This window comes from Sphaerobacter thermophilus DSM 20745, from assembly GCF_000024985.1.
Taxonomy (GTDB): domain Bacteria; phylum Chloroflexota; class Chloroflexia; order Thermomicrobiales; family Thermomicrobiaceae; genus Sphaerobacter; species Sphaerobacter thermophilus.
The window spans coordinates 2,602,392-2,619,378 of record NC_013523.1 but is presented as its reverse complement, the minus strand read 5'-3'; the positions used below and the strand labels follow the sequence as shown (position 1 = coordinate 2,619,378).

The 16,987-nt window shown below is 69.8% G+C and carries 14 protein-coding genes; 9 read left to right on the top strand and 5 right to left on the bottom strand.

Features of this window, described 5'->3' with window-relative positions; genetic code table 11:
- Positions 1-399 precede the first annotated feature (399 nt).
- Positions 400-996, top strand: a complete 597-nt coding sequence (locus STHE_RS11805; protein WP_012872815.1) for an RNA polymerase sigma factor — start codon at positions 400-402, stop codon at positions 994-996.
- Positions 987-2,825: a hypothetical protein gene (locus STHE_RS11800; protein ID WP_012872814.1), complete on the top strand. Its 1,839-nt coding sequence runs from the start codon at positions 987-989 to the stop codon at positions 2,823-2,825. Before STHE_RS11805 ends, STHE_RS11800 begins: the two co-directional genes overlap by 10 nt.
- 165 nt (positions 2,826-2,990) lie before the next feature.
- On the opposite strand, the gene STHE_RS11795 is transcribed toward STHE_RS11800, so the two are convergent.
- The gene (locus STHE_RS11795) at positions 2,991-4,052 is read right to left on the bottom strand and encodes an acyl-CoA dehydrogenase family protein (RefSeq protein ID WP_012872813.1); all 1,062 of its coding nucleotides are present in this window, start codon (positions 4,050-4,052) and stop codon (positions 2,991-2,993) included.
- A 144-nt stretch (positions 4,053-4,196) separates the two neighbouring features.
- Here STHE_RS11795 and STHE_RS11790 point away from each other — a divergent pair, with 144 nt between their 5' ends.
- Complete coding sequence (locus STHE_RS11790) at positions 4,197-7,103, top strand: hypothetical protein (protein WP_012872812.1); 2,907 nt, start codon at positions 4,197-4,199, stop codon at positions 7,101-7,103.
- 15 nt (positions 7,104-7,118) lie between these two features.
- On the opposite strand, the gene STHE_RS11785 is transcribed toward STHE_RS11790, so the two are convergent.
- Together STHE_RS11785 and STHE_RS11780 are read right to left on the bottom strand one after the other, a co-directional pair.
- Complete coding sequence (locus tag STHE_RS11785) at positions 7,119-7,544, bottom strand: putative toxin-antitoxin system toxin component, PIN family (RefSeq protein WP_012872811.1); 426 nt, start codon at positions 7,542-7,544, stop codon at positions 7,119-7,121.
- Positions 7,544-7,846 carry an AbrB/MazE/SpoVT family DNA-binding domain-containing protein gene (locus tag STHE_RS11780; RefSeq protein ID WP_012872810.1) on the bottom strand — a complete coding sequence of 101 codons (303 nt, stop codon included), beginning with the start codon at positions 7,844-7,846 and terminating at the stop codon, positions 7,544-7,546. The genes STHE_RS11785 and STHE_RS11780 overlap by 1 nt, the downstream gene beginning before the upstream one ends.
- 499 nt (positions 7,847-8,345) lie before the next feature.
- Here STHE_RS11780 and STHE_RS11775 point away from each other — a divergent pair, with 499 nt between their 5' ends.
- The 3 genes from STHE_RS11775 to STHE_RS11765 all read left to right on the top strand — a co-directional run bounded on the left by STHE_RS11775 (position 8,346) and on the right by STHE_RS11765 (position 12,364).
- On the top strand, positions 8,346-10,124 hold the full coding sequence (locus STHE_RS11775) for a M28 family peptidase (RefSeq protein WP_012872809.1): 1,779 nt from the start codon (positions 8,346-8,348) through the stop codon (positions 10,122-10,124).
- A gap of 372 nt (positions 10,125-10,496) precedes the next feature.
- The gene (locus tag STHE_RS11770) at positions 10,497-11,042 is read left to right on the top strand and encodes an RNA polymerase sigma factor (RefSeq protein WP_012872808.1); all 546 of its coding nucleotides are present in this window, start codon (positions 10,497-10,499) and stop codon (positions 11,040-11,042) included.
- Positions 11,039-12,364 (top strand): hypothetical protein, encoded by a 1,326-nt coding sequence (locus STHE_RS11765; RefSeq protein WP_012872807.1) that lies wholly within the window; start codon positions 11,039-11,041, stop codon positions 12,362-12,364. Before STHE_RS11770 ends, STHE_RS11765 begins: the two co-directional genes overlap by 4 nt.
- A 291-nt stretch (positions 12,365-12,655) precedes the next feature.
- Here STHE_RS11765 and STHE_RS11760 read toward each other — a convergent pair whose 3' ends face one another.
- A complete protein-coding gene (locus tag STHE_RS11760; protein ID WP_012872806.1) occupies positions 12,656-13,693 on the bottom strand; it encodes a threonine aldolase family protein in 1,038 nt (345 codons plus the stop codon).
- A gap of 194 nt (positions 13,694-13,887) precedes the next feature.
- On the opposite strand from STHE_RS11760, the gene STHE_RS11755 reads away from it, so the two are divergent.
- Together STHE_RS11755 and STHE_RS11750 are read left to right on the top strand one after the other, a co-directional pair.
- Complete coding sequence (locus tag STHE_RS11755; protein WP_012872805.1) at positions 13,888-15,087, top strand: MFS transporter; 1,200 nt, start codon at positions 13,888-13,890, stop codon at positions 15,085-15,087.
- 106 nt (positions 15,088-15,193) lie between these two features.
- Positions 15,194-15,727 carry a hypothetical protein gene (locus tag STHE_RS11750; RefSeq protein WP_012872804.1) on the top strand — a complete coding sequence of 178 codons (534 nt, stop codon included), beginning with the start codon at positions 15,194-15,196 and terminating at the stop codon, positions 15,725-15,727.
- A gap of 156 nt (positions 15,728-15,883) precedes the next feature.
- Here the strand turns inward: STHE_RS11750 and STHE_RS19060 are convergent, their stop codons facing one another.
- Positions 15,884-16,195: a hypothetical protein gene (locus tag STHE_RS19060; RefSeq protein WP_012872803.1), complete on the bottom strand. Its 312-nt coding sequence runs from the start codon at positions 16,193-16,195 to the stop codon at positions 15,884-15,886.
- 191 nt (positions 16,196-16,386) lie between these two features.
- Between STHE_RS19060 and STHE_RS11740 the strand changes: the two genes are divergently transcribed.
- Complete coding sequence (locus tag STHE_RS11740) at positions 16,387-16,968, top strand: FHA domain-containing protein (RefSeq protein ID WP_012872802.1); 582 nt, start codon at positions 16,387-16,389, stop codon at positions 16,966-16,968.
- Positions 16,969-16,987: the final 19 nt, after the last annotated feature.

The following is a 16,987-nucleotide window of genomic DNA, read 5'->3' as shown; positions in this document are numbered from 1 at the left end:
AAACCCCCGGGCTGATTAATGGGTAAGCCCACTAAAGGGGCTGTGATGGCTACGCCCGGGCAGAGCCGATCCGGCAGCCCGCGGGGTTCAGAATCTCCAGTCCCTTCAGTGGACTTCTCCGTGTCAGCCCGGGGATTTATCCCCGGGCACATGCCACGGCCGGGGATCCTCGCACCACCTACCCCGGACCTCCGACCACGGTACTCGGACACTCACACCACCCGGCCGCGTACGAGCTGCCACCCTCTGCGCTTCTGTCCCGTTCCCGCTCTCGTATCCCAAGAACACTATCACGATCCATCCCTCGTGATACGGGAATCCTCGTACCCGTAACACTTTGTCGAGCTCGTCCGTTCACGAGGTCGAGCGGATCGTGCGCGATTGCTCTGGAGCAGAGGATTGAACATCCTGCGTGATCACTCGGGCGAGGGTGTGACACCGGGGGAAGCGGCCGAGGAGGAGGCGCTGGTGGAGCAGGCGCGGCGTGACCCGCGCGCCTTCGCCCCGCTCTACGCGCGCTATGCCGATCCGGTCTACCGGTTCTGCTACCGCCGCCTGGGCGAGCCGGAGGCCGCCGAGGATGCCACCAGCCAGGTCTTCCTCAACGCACTGGCTGCGCTGCCGGGCTATCAGAGCGGGTCGTTCCGCGCCTGGCTCTTCACGATCGCCCGCAACGTGGTCACTGACGTCTACCGTGAGCGACGGACCGAGCGCCTGCCGGAGACGGCCCGGGACCCGGTCGACCCCGGCCCGACGCCGGAGGAGGTCATGCTGCACGCGGAGTCGCACCGCGGGGTGCGGGCGCTGCTGGCGGCGCTCTCGCAGGAGCAGCGGGAGGTCGTCGAACTGCGCCTGGCCGGGCTGAACGGGGCGGAGATCGCCCAGGTGCTCGGGCGGAGCCACGGCAGCGTGCGGGCGCTCCAGTACCGCGCCGCGCAGCGGTTGCGGGATGTCCTTGCCCACGGCACGCAGCGCGGAGGCGCACAATGCGACTGAACCGCGATGAGCTCGAACGCGAGACGCTGGACGCACTCGACCGCTACTGGGACGCGGTGGCCGCGCGTGAGCACAGTGACGACGGCGCGCTCGACCCGGCGATCGCAGCGGCCGTGCGCGCAATCCACGACCGCGACGATACTCCTGCACCCACCCCTGCATTCCTGGCGCGACTCGGACGGCAGTTGGAGACAGAGGCCGAGGCGTGCGTGGAGCGATCCAGCGGACCGCTGCCGACCGCGGATGCACCGGGAGGATACGACCTGCCGCCCGAACGACCCGCAGCGGCCGACCGGGCAGAGACGCCCCGGCGTAGCTGGCTGCGCGAGAGCGCGGGGATGGCGGCCGCGGCCGTGGTCCTCGTCGCCGTGGCCGGGCTGCTGGTGGTGGTGCTCCAGGGACGCGGCGAGGGGCAGGGTGCCGAGCCGGGTGGAGCATCGACCCTGGTGGCGACCTCGCGCGACTTTACGATCAGCCTCAGTTCCCAGGGCCGCGACGGCGATCGGTTGCTGCTTGCACTCATGATCGAGCCGACCGACCCCGAGGCGATGCCGGACCTGAAGTCGCTGGGCGAGTTCGTCGGCTGGCGGTCCGGGAGCGACGGCCACCTCGACGGGTTGGCGGACCCGTTGGGGAAGCCGAAGTGGGTCGTCCCTGTGGCAGAGTCCACCCGAGAAGGCGGCAGGTGGGACACGATCGTCACCGGGTACAGCGTCGGGCTGTCCCTCCGGATGCTGCGAGAGCCGGACCAGCCGGTGAGCATCACCATCACCCGTCTCGTGTTCCGCCAACCGGACGGCACGGAGCGGGAGTTCCCCGGCGAATGGCGCTTCACCTTCGTCCCGGCCGACATTGCCGAGGAGGTCCACCTGCCCGGTCTGGAAGCGATCGAACCGGTGCTGGCGACCCTGCGCGAGGCCGGACTGGTATTCGACATTGAGCAGACGTTCGAGATCGGCGGCGACGCACCGATGCGCTCTGGGACGATCACGCTCCACTGGCTAGCTGTGGACCGGGACGCGACCTACCTCGGGTTCACCGCCGACCCGCCGGAGCTTGCCGAGATCACCCTGTTGGACGAGCGCGGGCTCCCGGTCGGCCTCCTATCCGACGGGATGCTGGCTGCATACCTTGACATGGACGCAGACGGTCGCCTGCCGGGAGACGGTCGACTGCCGGGCACACGGTGGGAGTCGTTCGCCGGGCTCGACCCCGCCACTCGCGAGGTCCGCATTGTGATGCAGCCCAACATTGACCCGAATATGGTCGCCCCGGGGACGGCGTCCCGCGTGCCGGTGACGCCCGCGATGACCTCGATCACCGTCGATCTCTCGCCGCTCGCGGACCTGCCGGAACCTCGGCCAGCCCACGGGAGCGCGACGGCCAACGGGGTCACAATCGAGGCCGCGGAGCTACGCCGCGGCGTCGCGGTGAGCACCCTGACCCTGCGCACGACCGTGCTGGACCCGGGTGCCGTGACCCCAATGCTCCCGGACAACGGAGACTCGCTTGCGGACATCCAAAACGCGCCGATTCTCTGGCATCACGGCATCAGCCCGGCCATCTCCGCGACGGTGGACGGCGAGCCGGTCACCGTCATCGGCCAGGGGGAGGTTCGAGGTGCCGGAGTACAGGACAGGCCGATTCGCCTGGTGAACCTCCCCGAGAAAGGGACGCTGCACCTGTCGATCCCATGGTGGTGGGGCAGAATCACAAGCGACGAGGCAGACCCGCTCATGGGTCCGTGGGAACTGACCATCGACCTCACGACCGGGGTCGGGCCGCCTCCCGGCATGCCCAGCCCGACCCCGTCCGACGGGTCCGGCTAACAGGAACGGCCCTCACCCCCAACCCCTCTCTCAACGTTAGGAGAGGGGAGCCACCTGAATGAGCACCGGGCGGGCCGCCCACATGACCTCCCCCTCTCCCCTTGTGGGCTCCGTCCGAGAGGGGTCGGGGGGTGAGGGGGAACGGATCTCTCGCGCCGACCGGAGTCACGCGCCACGGGACAGTTCCGTCAGCAGTTGCGCCTCGGTCGGCGATTGGATGGGGAGGAAGGCGGCTTCGCGGAGGCGGCGGGCGGTGCCGCTGGTGGCGAGGAAGCCGCGGCCGCCGAGGACCTTGGCCTCGGTCGCCACTGCGGCGGCGGCGAGCCGGGCGATGTCAAGCCGGGTCTGCACAACCCCGCGCATGCCGAGCGATTGCCCGCGGTCCGCCAGCGCCCGCGCGATCTCGCGGCCCAGGCGGGCGAGGCGCTCCTCCATCGCGTCAATCTCCGGCAGGAAGATCTGGGTGGCACCGCGCAGGTGGGCGCGGGCCTCGGACAGCGACCGGGCGGCGAGTCCCCAAGAGAAGCAGGACTGCAGCAGGAGCAGCACCGGCCGCACGCGGCGCATGAAGCCGGGGAGGTCGTGGCTGATGACCCACTCCTCCCCGATGGGCGTCTGGTCCAGCGTCACCGAGGAGCTGCCGGTCGCCTTGAGTGCGAGAAGCGGCGGCTCGGGCGCGACCTGGAGGCCGGGGGCGTCGCCGGGGATGGCGACGACGCAGGGCGTGCCGTCCGGCCCGGCGACGACCGTTACCAGCACGAAGTCCGGCGGGAAGAGGTTCGAAGCCCAGGCGATGCGCCCGTCGAGGATCAGTGAGCTTCCCTCCCGCCGAGCCGTCACCGGCAACGGTACCTGCTCCAGGGTGTAGGCAATGGCGGGGGCGAGCGCGGTCGAGCCAAGGATCGCTACCCGGTGCAGGCGCGGCGCTACTGTCTCGGCGAGGAACGAGCCGGCGGGGAGCGGCGTCAGGTACTCGACCACCGCGCGGTGGCTCCAGAGTGAGAAGGCCGAGCTCATGTCGGACCAGGCGACCGTCGCGATGGCGGCGCCCACATCCGGGAGGGACGGGCTCGCATCCTCCCGGAGCAGCCGCTGGTGCAGCCAGACCAGCCCCTCGCGGATGTCCTCGGCCCCGGCGTCGATCGCGGCCGCGCGCGGCTCGAAGAACGCGGCAACGTCCTCCCGCGTGGCCTCCGGCAGTAGCAGCGTCGTCTCCTCCAGCACCATTCCCTCACCATCCAGTCGCAGCCCCGACCTGTAGGAACTGTAGCAGGGTGCGGGTCCGCCTGCCCGCACCCTCCGGGTGGTGGCGCGGTGGTAGGATGACGGCTATCGAGCAGGCGAGAACTCCGGTGCACCGGTGGGAGCAGCATGGCAGAGACGACGCACCCCTCCGGCGACCACACTATCCCATCGACGGCTCATGACGCCGGGTCGCTGAGGGCAGCGCTGCGCCTGCTGCTCGACGACGCCCCGGCCGACCGAGTGGCTGCGAGCGCGGCGCGTGGCGGTGACGACCGGGCGCTGGGACGCCTGCTGCCACGCCTGCGCTGGGAGGCCGCGCGGGGCTGGCTGCGCAGGGGGTCGGCCGGAGCGAAACAGGACCGCCCACTGGCACCACGGCGCGACCTGCCAGCGCGGGCGGCGCTGGCGCTCGCGCTGCACCTGGGGCTCGACCTCCCGGTCGACCGGCTCGCAGGCATCTTCCAGATCCCGGCGGACGAGGTAGGACTCGACCTGCTGCGTGCCCGCCGCGCAGTCGAGCCGACCATCCCGCGGCCGTGTGCGGAGTTCGCCGCTCTCGTCGGCCGGGAGCGGGACGCGGCCTTGCCGCTGATCGAGCGGGCGACGCTTCTGGCCCACGCGGGCGGCTGCGCCGCTTGCCGCGCGGCATTGGAGGGGAGTGAACGGGTCGACGATGCCCTCCTGGCGGCTATCGAGCAGGCCCGCGCTGCATTGCCCGCACTCCCCCCGGCACGCCGGACGCTCGGCCCGGCCGGGATGGTTGCGGCGGGGGTGCTCCTCGTCGTGCTCCTCGGGGCGGCGCTGGTGGCCGGGCGGCTGGGGCTGGCGGGCGGGCCGGAGGGCACACCAGTGCCGCTCGTGACAAGCCCGGCGAGGCCGGCACTCGAGGGCTGGCTACTGCTCCGGACGCTGCGGGGCGTCGAGGCGCTCGACCTGGAAACCAGGCAGCGGGTGCCGGTCAGCGTCGGCGACCCCAACGTCCTCAGCTCCTGGATCGTGTCCCACAGCGGGCGGTACGTCGCCCACTGGACACCGACCACGAACGCGCTGGAGGTGAGCGACATCGGGCGCCGGCAGGTGCGGATCTGGAACTGGCCGCGGTCGCAGCAGCGCTCGTCCCCGGTCGGCTGGCTCGGGGAGACGGCGATCCTTGGGGTGGAGTACTCCAGCGGCGGGCCGGGTGGCGATCAAAATAACCGGCTGATCGTCCTCGACATCACGACCGGTGACCAGCGCGTGGTCTACCAGGGGCCGGTGACGGCGGCCTCCGCCTCGCCGGACGGCACGCTGGTGCTGCTCGTTCTGCCGCACCAGCCCTATTGGCCCGGGCGCACGGTGGAGCTGCGCCCGGTCGGCCCGGACGGGCTCGGCGAGCCGATCGCGCGGATTGACTACCGCTTCACCGGCGCGGCAATCTGGGCACCGGACAGCAGCCGGGTCTATCTCAGCCTGCTGAGCGACGACGCGGTAACCCCGCCAGGTGGGGAGTGGACGCAGCGTGAGCCGCGGTTCGTTCAGCGCATCGACGTGGCGGCGCTACACCGCGACGGCACGGTGCGGTACCTGACGCGCGTCGGCGGCAACAGTCAGGCCGAACCGGTCAACGTGTCGCCCGACGGGCAGCGGGTGCTCTACCGGCTGTTCGATGTTGTTGCCGGCGGTCCACGCACCCCGGTCAGCCTCTGGGTGACGGGGCCGGAGGGAGGCATGGCGCAGCAGGTCGCGGAAGTTGACTTGAGCGGCAGCGCGGCGGTCTGGTCGCCCGACGGCCGGACACTCCTCCTCGCCGGGGAACGCCGCTTCTACCTGCCGGGCGACCCGAGCGCCCCGGACGCCGAGCCGTACCACGTTCCGACCCTCGCAGCCCTGGAGCCGGACGGCACTGAGTGGGTCGTCGCGGCGTCACTGACCGGGTTCGGCGGGCTGCCGGTGCGCTGGCTGCCGCCCGGAGCGATCCCGTCCCAGCCGTCACCCACCCCGACGCCCGATGCGGTCGTGCCGCTGTCGCCGGAGCCGGTGCCGGGACTTCCGTCGACGCTGCGGACCGGCCCGGTGAGCCGCCCCGGCCCGGACAGCTACACCCTGATCCTGCAAGGCGGCGACCGGTCGGTCGTGCGCAGCCGCAGCGGGCAGCCCGAGTGGTGGCTGGACGGCGCCACCGACCTCAATTGGTTCGGCTCAGAACCGGCACTGCTCGGCGTGGCATCCGCGACACCGGGCTCCCCAGACGGGCCAAGCCGGCTGGCACTCTACCCCGCGCCCCCGCTGCTGGCCCAGACGCCGGGCTTCGAGGCGGTCGAATACCAACGCTTCGACCCGGCCGGCATCGGCGACGACCAGACCCGGCGCTACGCGCATCCCCTGGCCGCGCCCGACGGTCGGACCGTCGCCTTCTTCGTGGTCGACGAGGCGGACGGCAACGTCGCGCTGTGGCTGGCCGGGTGGGATCTGCCGCCGCGCGAGGTCGCCCACTGGCCCGGCGCCACGCAGGCCGACGGTCGGGTGCCCCCGGTCGCAACCTGGACCGACGCCGGGACGCTCGTCTACGCCGTGCCCGAGGCGTGGCGAGAGGGGCTGCCGCAGCGGGTGACGCTCTACCGCGTCACCTTGCGCGATGCCGAACCCACGCCGGTCCTCACCCTCCGCGCGCACGGGGCGGACCGCGGCGTCGCCGTGACCGACCTTGCCGCGGCGCCTGACGGCGCGTGGCTCGCCTACCGGGTCCGCCACTTCGGCACCGGGGGCGCCGCGGCCGACTCACTCCACCTTGCGCCCGCCCACGACGTGACCCAGGCCCTGGAGGCGGCGCGCGGCGAGGCCGCAGAGGGGATGGCCTGGTCACCGGACGGCCGCTGGCTTGCGGCGGCGCTCGACGACCGGGTACTGCTCCTCACCGCTGACGGCCGCACGACCGTCCCGCTCACCGGACCTGCCACCGCGGCCTCCTACCCTCTCTGGGTCGTCGACGACGAGGTCTGGTTCACCCTCGACGAAGACCGCGGCCCGCGCATCATGCGTGTCCGGCTGCGATGACGGAGCCACGTACCCTTATCGCTCGTTGTTTTCCTGGAGGATGCGAAGAAACGCGGACGCGGTGACGATCGGGATCCCTTGATTCTCCCCCAAGACGAGCAGGTCGGCATCCTCGGAGACAAGATAGTCGGCATTGCCCGCCACGGCCGCCGCGAGGAACTTGTCGTCATTGGGATCGCGACAGATCGCCGGGGTCTCGGCCGGCTGGACCACGTCCGCCTGCGCCAGGAGGGTGAGGACATCGGCGACGCCGATGTTCGAGAGCGACCGGAACTTGCGGGTCAGCTCAGGCCGCCGCAGCACCGAGAGAATCTCTTCAGCGATGGCCGGCGAGAGGATGAGCACGTAGCGGTCGGCGTGCTCGAAGAGCAACTCGCCCCATCGCCCGTGCGGGTTGATCAGACCGCGCACGAAGACCACAGTGTCGAAGACGACCCTCATCACGGCTCCGTGCGTCGGGAACCGCGCACCGCTTCGTCGATCGAGCGGTTGATCTCAGCCTCGTCCATCGCCTCTGCTTCACGCCGGACGGGCTCAAAGCGCTCGTAGAGCTCCCGGATCCACTGCGACCCGGGACTCCGCCGCACCTGGAGCGGCGTGATGCGGAGCGCGTCGTCCTCCAGCGTGATCTCGAGGATGCTGTCCTCGGTGATCCCCAACTCCCGGCGGAACTCAGCAGGGATCGTGATCTGGCCGTTCCGCAGGGGGCGGATGATCTTGGTGGCACGGTCGGAGCGGCCCATGTTCAGGCTCCATCCACGGGATTTGTAAATATCGTATTCACACGATCGCAAGACTACACAAACCCACGTTGTCGTGCAAGCTGGGTATGGGCGGGGCGAAGGCCCCCTCGGTGGGGCGGCCACTTCGGTTAGAGATCCTTCGCTCCACTCAGCATGACACGGTGATGGCGGCCGGCGATGCAGCAGGACAGGGTGTGCGGGGCCGACAACGAAGGGTGACCGGATGAGTCTGGCCGCCGACGCAGGCTGACAAGGTGAGGGTTGCGGGCGGGACAGGGGGACACGGTGAGACTGATCGGCGACGCCGGATCACAGGCATCTGGCGCGCCCTGGCCCCGCCTTTTTCTTCCTTGCCCGGCTGAGCTACCATTCGGGTGCTTCACAAAGCCGGCGACGCCTGCCGGCCTTGAGCGATCCCTCCCGGGGCAGGGTGGCAGGCGCGCGACGCGTGCCGATGCATTGTCACCAACGGCTGGTCTCACTTGGGAAGGGACGAACCATGCAAACCACCTGGCGTGACCCCGAAACGGAGGAACTGATCCTCCGCGACATCTCACTCGACGAGCCATGGGCGCTCCTCGAGCGCTTCAGTACCCTCGTTCGACTGTCCGGCAGCGACGATGAAGCGGCCGCCGTCGAATACATCACCGAGCGGCTCTCCGCCTGGGGCGTGCCCTACACCGTCCACCATCCGACCTGCCTCATCAGCCTGCCCGGCCCGGCGACCCTGCGCACGCTGGGGGAAAACGGCAGGGAGTTCCGGGTCAAGACCTTCTCCTTCTCGCCATCGACCGACGGGAAGGAAGTCGAGGGCGATCTGGTCTACGTGCCGGGCAGCCAGGCCAGCGACATCGGCGAACTGTTCAGCGCCGCGCGCCGGACGGACGACGTGGACCTGCGCGGCAAGGTTGTCATCACCGAGGGGCTCGGCATCGCCGCCCGTGGGCTCGACCTGGAGCGCTCCGGCGCCATCGCCGCCATCTTCATCAACCCCGGCGAGCGCATCCACGAGGGCATCACCACGACGGCCTGGGGCTCGCCCGACCTGACGTCGGTCGGCCGGGTTCCGCCGGTGCCGGTGCTGGCCATCAACCGGCCGGATGGGCAGGCGCTGCTCCAGGCGCTGCGCGAGCGACCGGTGCGGGTCGCGTTCTCGAATCAGGTTGAGACGAGCTGGCGGCCGATTCCGATCATCGTCGCCGAGATCGCGGGGAGCCAGGCGGCGGACGAGTTCGTCCTCTTCCACGGGCACCTCGATTCCTGGCACGTCGGCATCGGCGACAACGCCACCGGCGACGCCACGCTGCTCGAGATCGCGCGGGTGTTCCAGCGCCATCGCGACCGGCTCAAGCGCACCATCCGCATCGCCTGGTGGTCCGGGCATTCGCACGGGCGCTACGCCGGCTCCACCTGGTACGCCGACACCTTCGCCCAGGATCTCAGCGAGAACTGCGTCGCCCACATCAACTGCGACTCCCCCGGGTGCCGCTGGGCGACGGAGTACCGCGACGTCGCCTGGATGGCCGAGGCCGCGGACCTGTGCCAGACCGCCATCCGGGACGTCACCGGTCAGGAGTCGAGCGGCGCACGCCCACTGCGCGCCGGGGACTGCTCGTTCAACAACCTCGGCATCTCCACCTACTTCATGCTCTCCTCGACCATGCCCGAGGATCTGGTGCGCGAGAAGGGCTACTACGCGGTCGGCGGCTGCGGCGGGAACATCGCGTGGCACACTGAGGACGACACGATGGAGATCGCCGACCGGGACAACCTCCTTCGCGACATGCGCGTGTACGCCACTGTACTGCTGCGCACCCTCAACGCGCCGATCTACCCGCTCGACTATCGGGCGACAGTGCGCGAGATCGAAGAGCACCTGCGGCGCTATCAGGCCGCGGCCGGTGATGCCTTCGACTTCCGACCGTCGCTCGAAGCGGCGCGCAACCTCGGCCAGGCGCTGGAGCGCTTCTACGAGGAGACCGAGGGGCTGATGGACCGCGAGGTCGACGATCCGGTGGTACGGCGAGCCAATGCGGCGCAGCGGATGCTGGCGCGCTTCCTTGTGAGTGTGGGTTACAGCCGGGATGGCCGCTTCCGCCAGGACCCGGCGCGGGGCATCCCACCGCTGCCGGAGCTGGCGCCCGCGCTCGAACTCGGCCAGGTGGAGCCGGGGAGCGACCGTTACCACCTGCTGCGCACCGACTTGACCCGTGGTCAGAACCGCCTCGTCTGGTTCCTGCGCCAGTCCGCCCGGCGTCTGGCCGGGATCGTGGGGTAGGCATGCCACGATGACACGCATGAGCACCGGCTAACACGCCGGTGCTCATGGAGACCGACGACGTAATCGGGTCTCCGACGGTGGCGCACAGGCCCGGGGTTCACCCCGGGCTGACAAGGAAAAGCCCACTGAAGGGGCTATGACGGCCACATGCAGGCGTATTCAAACCAGCAACCTGCCAGGCGCCGTGTGTCCAGCCCCTTCAGTGGGCTTCGCGTCCTATCCCAGGGGTTTCCCCCCGGGCGCAAACCACAACCACCCGTCCCGGACCATACCGACCGCCTGCTCTCGAGTGATTGGTCTAGCTTCCCATGCCCCTCCCGCGTAACGCAGCGATCTCCGTTACGTTCCTGCTCGTAGAAGGGGGACGTGATGAGCGACGATGACCTGCTGCGACGGGCACAACAGGGGGATCTACGGGCGTTAGATCGGCTCTTCCGGCGCGAATGGCGGCCGGTGTATGGGCTGATCTACCACCGCGTGCAGGACCGGGCTGAGGCGCAGGATCTCACTCAGGAGGTCTTTCTGCGCGCCCTGCGCGGACTGGACCGCTACGAGCAGCGTGGCGTGCCCTTCCGCGCGTTCCTCACCACGGTTGCACGCAACCTCCTCCGCGACCGCTGGCGCCGCCAGGGGCCGACGCTGGTGACGATCGACCACGCGGCCCACCTGCCAGCGGTGACGGCAGGCCCGGAGCAGCAGGTTCTGACTCGGCTGACCGCCGACCAGCTTCGGGCTCACCTCGCGACCCTCCCGCCCGACTATCAGACCGTGCTCCGGCTCCGGTTGATCGAGGACCGGCCTGTGGCCGAGGTGGCCACGCTGATGGGACGCAGCCCTGGGGCCGTCCGCACCCTGCAGCACCGCGCGCTGGCGGCGCTCCGCAGCCGCGTCGTAGAGGAGGGAGTTCGACGATGAGAGGTGAGTCAGCTGCCGAGCAACTGGACCGCTACATCGACGCGCTGCAGCGGGGCGAGGAGCCGGAGATCGACGCGGTTGCCGACCCTGATCTGGCCAGCCTCTGCGCACTCGCGCGTGAGGTTCGGCGGCTTGGGCAGGCGCAGTGGCCCGATGCGGAGTTCCCGGAGCGGGCGGTTGCATGGCTGGCGCAGGAGCTGAGGCGGCCGGCGCTACGAGGGAGCGACACGGGCGACGATCACGTCGAGCTGATCCCTTTGAACGGATACCGTGAGCAGCGCGCGGCGCTGCCATCCGACATCGCCGATGCACGGCGGGAGCGTCGCTGGGCCCGGCAATGGCTGGAGATGGTCGCGGCCGTGCTGGTGGTGGCGCTCGTCGCCACGGTAGTCGGCGCGATCCTGCGGCAGCGGTCCGGTATGGAAGAGCAGGGCACAGCGGGCCAGCAGCCCATGATCACCGGCTTCCAGGCCACGGCAACAGCAACGCCGACGCCGGCCCCGACGCCGACCGCCGTGGCGGTGATTGCCACGTCGGAACTGAGTGCGCTGCAGGCAGCCGCCGGGTTCGACCTGGTCGCGCCCTCCTGGCTGCCGGAAGGGCTCGAATTGGATCAAACGCTGCCGCCGATGCGGCTGCCGGCGTTCACGAGCGTGCAGTTCACCTACCGGGATGCCAATGGGGAGCGCGTCCTCACGATCACGCAGGCGTCGCCGTATGAAGAGACGCGCGAAACGATGCCCGCGGAGATCTTCGACCAGGCGGTGGAGGTGGACCTCGGCGACGGCACTATCGCACGGGTGCATGAGGGCGACCAGATGAACCAGGTCTGGTGGCAACGAGGACCGACGACGGTCCGGCTCGAGAGCGGTCCGGTCGAGGAGGGCGGTCGCATCCTGACCACGGATGAGTTGCTGACCATCGCCCGCTCGATGGCGCCGGTGCCCGCGCTGGAGCCGCCGGCCAGCCTGCCACCGGACGCCGCACTCCCCACCAGCGACGCGGCCGTCGCCCGGGCGCGGGAGGTAGTGCTGGACCTCGGCGGATACGAGTCGGAGGCAGCGGCCAACGCTCGGTTGACGGTCCTGGCGGAGCCCGTCGCCCTCGGGATGCCGGCGCCCGACGGGCTCGCGCCGAACGCTCCGATCTGGCACGTCGAAGTCACGAACGCGCTGGTACCCCCGGAGTGCCCCGAGGCCGGAGCGTCCGTCTGTGGGAACGGCACGATCGTGATCGTCCTCGACGCGGAGACCGGCGAACTCCTCGGCTGGCACGGCCCGGATAGTGCCTGGCAGCCACCAATCGACGAGTCGACCGGGTGAGTGAAACAGCGACCGGAGCCGGAGTCGCGGCATATGCCCGGGGGTAAACCCCCGGGCTGAATATCAAAAGCCCACTGAAGGGGCTGGGGACGCTGCATCCAATGGGAGGTCAAACGGGCCCGCATGGATGTAGCCATCGCAGTCCCTTCAGTGGGCTTACCCATCTTATTCAGCCCGGCGGCTCTAGCCCCGGGCACTTACCGGGCGGTTGGACCCGACGCCGCCGCGCGAGTGGTGCCCCGTTCCAGCCCGCTTCATCGGACAAGACACCGTGCGACGTTCGCGCGGCGCTTACCCCCGCCCTGTGACGACTGCCTCCATGACCTCGACAGCGCGCTCGATGTCGGCGCGGGAGACGTCGAGGTGGGTGACGGCGCGCCAGCGGGTGGCGGTGGGGGAGCCCATGCGCACGCCGCGCTCGATCAGCCCGTGGTAGAGCTCCTGCGGCGAGCGGCCGGTGCCAGACACGTCGAAGAAGACGATGTTCGTCTCGACCTCGGCCGGGTTGATGGCAATGCCGGGGATCTCGCTCAGGCCGGCAGCGAGCAGCTTGGCGTTGGCGTGGTCCTCGGCCAGGCGCTCGACGTTGTGCTCCAGCGCGTAGACGCCCGCCGCGGCGATGATCCCGGCCTGGCGCATCGCCCCGCCGAACATGTGCTTGTAGCGCCGCGCCCGATCCATCGTCTCCCGATCTCCGGCCAGCACGGCGCCGATCGGGCAGCCGAGGCCCTTGGAGAGGTCGATCCAGACGGTGTCGACGTACTGGCTCCAGACCTTGGCCGGGATACCGCTAGCTACGACGGCGTTCAGCAGGCGGGCACCGTCCAGGTGAACCTTCATGCCCAGCCGGTGGGCGGTCTCGGCCACAGCCTGGAACGTCTCCAGCGGCCAGACCTTGCCCCCACCGCGGTTGTGCGTGTTCTCCAGGCAGAGGAGCGTCGCCGGCGCCGAGTGGAAGCCGCCCTGGGGCTGCACCGCTTCCTCGACCTGCTCGGGGGTGAAGACGCCGCGCTCACCCTCGATCAAGGCCGTCATGACCCCGGCCAGAAGACCCGGCCCGCCGGCCTCCGAGGTATATGGGTGCGCCCAGCGCTCGAGCACGATCTTGTCGCCCGGGTTGGTGTGGACTTTGATCCCGATGGCGTTGCACATCGTCCCCGACGGGAGAAAGAGGGCCGCTTCCTTCCCGGTCAGCTCCGCTACCATCTCCTGCAGGCGATTGACGGTGGGGTCCTCCCGGAGTTGCTCATCGCCGACGGGCGCCTCGGCCATGGCGCGGCGCATCTCGGGTGACGGCCGGGTCGCGGTATCGCTGATCAGATCAATCATGATCTTCCGTTTTCCTCCCCTGGGATCGGCCTCATCGTCGTTCGGCCCCGATTATGGCGGCTCTCCCTGGTGAGCGCCACACCCTCATACCCGAAGTACAGTAGTTCCCCGACGCGCACGCGGCTATACTAAGCCGACTCCACGCGTCAGCGGGGGATGTCGTCCCAGTTCCACGACATCGCAAGGAGCGGCGAGTGGTGAGGCTGAGTCTCGGACTCGGGCGGGACAACACGCGAATCTTTCTCGGCATGATCTTCAACGAGGGGGGCCTGGGGATCTACCAGACCCTCTGGCCGATCTACATCGCCTCGCTCGGCGCCAGCCCGCCGCAGATCGGCCTCGTCATCGGCCTGCTCGGGCTCTGCCGCCTCGTGTACCTCGTCCCGAGTGGGATGCTCGGCGACCGCATCCCGCCCCGCACCCTGATCGTGAGCGCCCGGCTGGTGGCGGCCTTCGGCACGTTCCTGCTCGGCCTGGCACAGTCGTGGTGGCACCTGATTCCCGGGGTATTCATCATGTCTGCCGGCACGATCGCATTTCCAGCGCTGTCCAGCACGATCGCCGAGCGGGCGGGTAACGGTTGGGCGCGAACGCGCGCCTTCACCCTGATCTACACGGTGGCGCCGTCGGCTGCCTTCCTGGTCACGCCGACGCTGGGTGGATTCATCGCCGAGCACGTCAACCTGCGCGCGCTCCTCTTCATCTCAGCCGGCCTGACCGCCACCGGCGCTGCCATCTTCTCCACCATCGAGCGGGGGTCGGTGTCGACCCAGGAGGGGCCGCCGGTCACGTACCGCTCGGCGCTCGTGGAGCGGCCGATCCGACTGCACCTCCTGCTCATGTTCGCCACCATCTTTGTACTGACGCTGGGCGTCACGCTGGCGCCGAACTTCCTGCAAGACATCCACGCCGTGAGCATCGAGCGCATCGGGTGGCTCGGGTCAATCGCCGCCATCGGTAGCGCCCTGCTGGGGCTGGTGATCAGCCGGGTCGCCCCCTTCCGCCGGCCGCTGGCGGGGATCGCACTCGGGATCACGTCCGTCGCCGGGATGCTCGGACTCCTGCTGACAGGCCGGAGCTTCATCTGGTTTGTTTTCGCCTATCTTTTGCGCGGAGGCTTTATGGTGGCATGGTCCACCTTCTACGCCGCGCTGGGAGAGGTGACCCCTGACCGGCTCCGGGGACGGGCCTATGCGCTGGCCGAGTTGCTGGCCGGCGCCGGCATGGCGGTGGCGCCGTTCGTGGCCGGGTGGCTCTACGGCTGGAGGCCACAGGCGCCGATGGTCGCCGCCCTCCTCACGATCCCGCTTCTGCTTCTGGCGATCGCCACAGTCGCACGCCTCCTGCGCACCGACCAGCCACCGGCGCCGACGCTCGTCGAGGAGCACGTGTGAGCGCGTGACCCTGGCGGTTGGTATCCTTGCCGGTCGGTGACGCGAGCACGACGGCCGCGAGCGCGCCGGTCCGGCCCAGGCGCCCGGCGTGCCCGAAGAGGAATCCATGGTGGCCATCTTCCGACGACGACAGCGCCACGAGGACGGCGATGCTCAGCCTACGACCGCCGACCTGCGGGCACAGCGCGCGGCGGAGTGGGCGCGCCACTTCCCTGGCCCGGCCGGGCTGGAGGATTACCGCCAGGCGTTCCTGCGCTATTCGCCCCTCTTCTGGGACATCGTCGAGTCAACCCAGCGTGATCTCCTGGCGCTGCTGGTTGGCCGCGTTCCGGCCGATCTGGGCGTCCCGGCGATCTTCGCGCTCAGCCTGCTCTACAGCCGTCACGGCAAGCCGGACGACGCCGCACGGGCAACGCTCGCCATCATCGTGAACGACCTCTCCCCTGCCCACGCCCGCACGCTCCTGGTGACCCTAAGTGACGCCTGGCACAACGCCCAGCGCTGCCCATACGACGAGCGGCCGGCAGCGATCCTGGCCGAGGTCCAGCCTGCCCTCCGCCGGCTTCAGACGACCAGCGCCGAGGAAACCGGCGCCATCTCCGCGATCCAGGAGCAGATCGCCTTTGGGTGGGAGGAGTGAGACGTCATGCGTGATACGTCATGCGTCATACGTCGCCCGTACTGCGTGGTGCGTAGTGCCCCCTCTCCCCTGGTAGGCTCCGTCCGAGAGGGGCCGGGGGTGAGGGGGACGCATGACGCATCACGCACGACGGAACACGCATCACGCAACACGTCTCTACCTCACCTCGTCGGCGGCAGCGAGGAGGCGGTCGAGGACGCGCCCTGCGTCTTCGCCGATGCGGGCGAACAGCGCTCGGTGCTGCAGGAGGTCCGGGTCGGCGCCCTCCAGAGCGGCACGCTCGGCGGCTCGGAAACCGATCAGGCTCAGGCCGAGCGGCGCCAGCACCTGCCAGATCAGATCTTTGAGTTGGGCGTAGTTCACAGGGTCGGCATGCGGCACGCTCCATTCCTCGATCGTCCGCTGTACGCCCGGCAGGCGCTCCCGCAGGATTTCGGCGAGAATCTCGGCCCGGTCGCGGTCCTCCATGGGCTTCACCGTCCCTCATGTCGTTCGTTCAACGAGTAGAACTGCCACGCTCGTGTGCCACTGTTGTTCGAGCTGGTTTGGTCCGCGCCGCGGGATACGGCGCACGCCCCATGCCCGGCGGGCACGCGCGTCGAGTGGCCAGTCTAGCGTATACTGCCCACACTACGGACCCGGGGAAGGAGGGTGCAACGATGGACGGGGCGTCGTGGCTCAACCTGATCCTGGTGGCCGGGACCATCCTGTGGGGGATCGAGCTGGTGCTGCTCTGGCGCGGCGCCGTGCAGGCGGGGGACGATCCGATCGCGCGCGTCTCCGGGGCAGCCATCTTCTATGTCTTGGCCCTGCCGGTCGCGGCGTTCGCGCCGGACGTTGTCGAGCGGTTGGCGGACTTCTGGGAGCGGGTCGCCTCCCTCGGCGGCGCAAGTGGGCGTGACAGCGCGACACCACGCCTGGTGATCGGCGGCAAGACCTTCCCGCTCACGAGCGAGCAGGTGCGCATCGGCCGCTTCGGGAACAACGACCTGGTGATCGATCACCCGACCGTGTCGGCCTACCACGCCGAGATCTCGCTACGGCCGGACGGCCGGCATGAGTTGACCGACCGGGAGAGCCGCAACGGCACACGGATCAACGGCACGCCGATCCGGTCGGCCGTGCTGCGCGACGGTGACCTCATCACCATCGGCGCGGTGTCGCTGCATTACCTGATCCGTCCCCCGGCCGAGGGGAGCCTGGGAAGCATCCCGCAGCCGAGCCGCAACCGATTAGGCTGACAGCCTGGCCCGGCAAGAA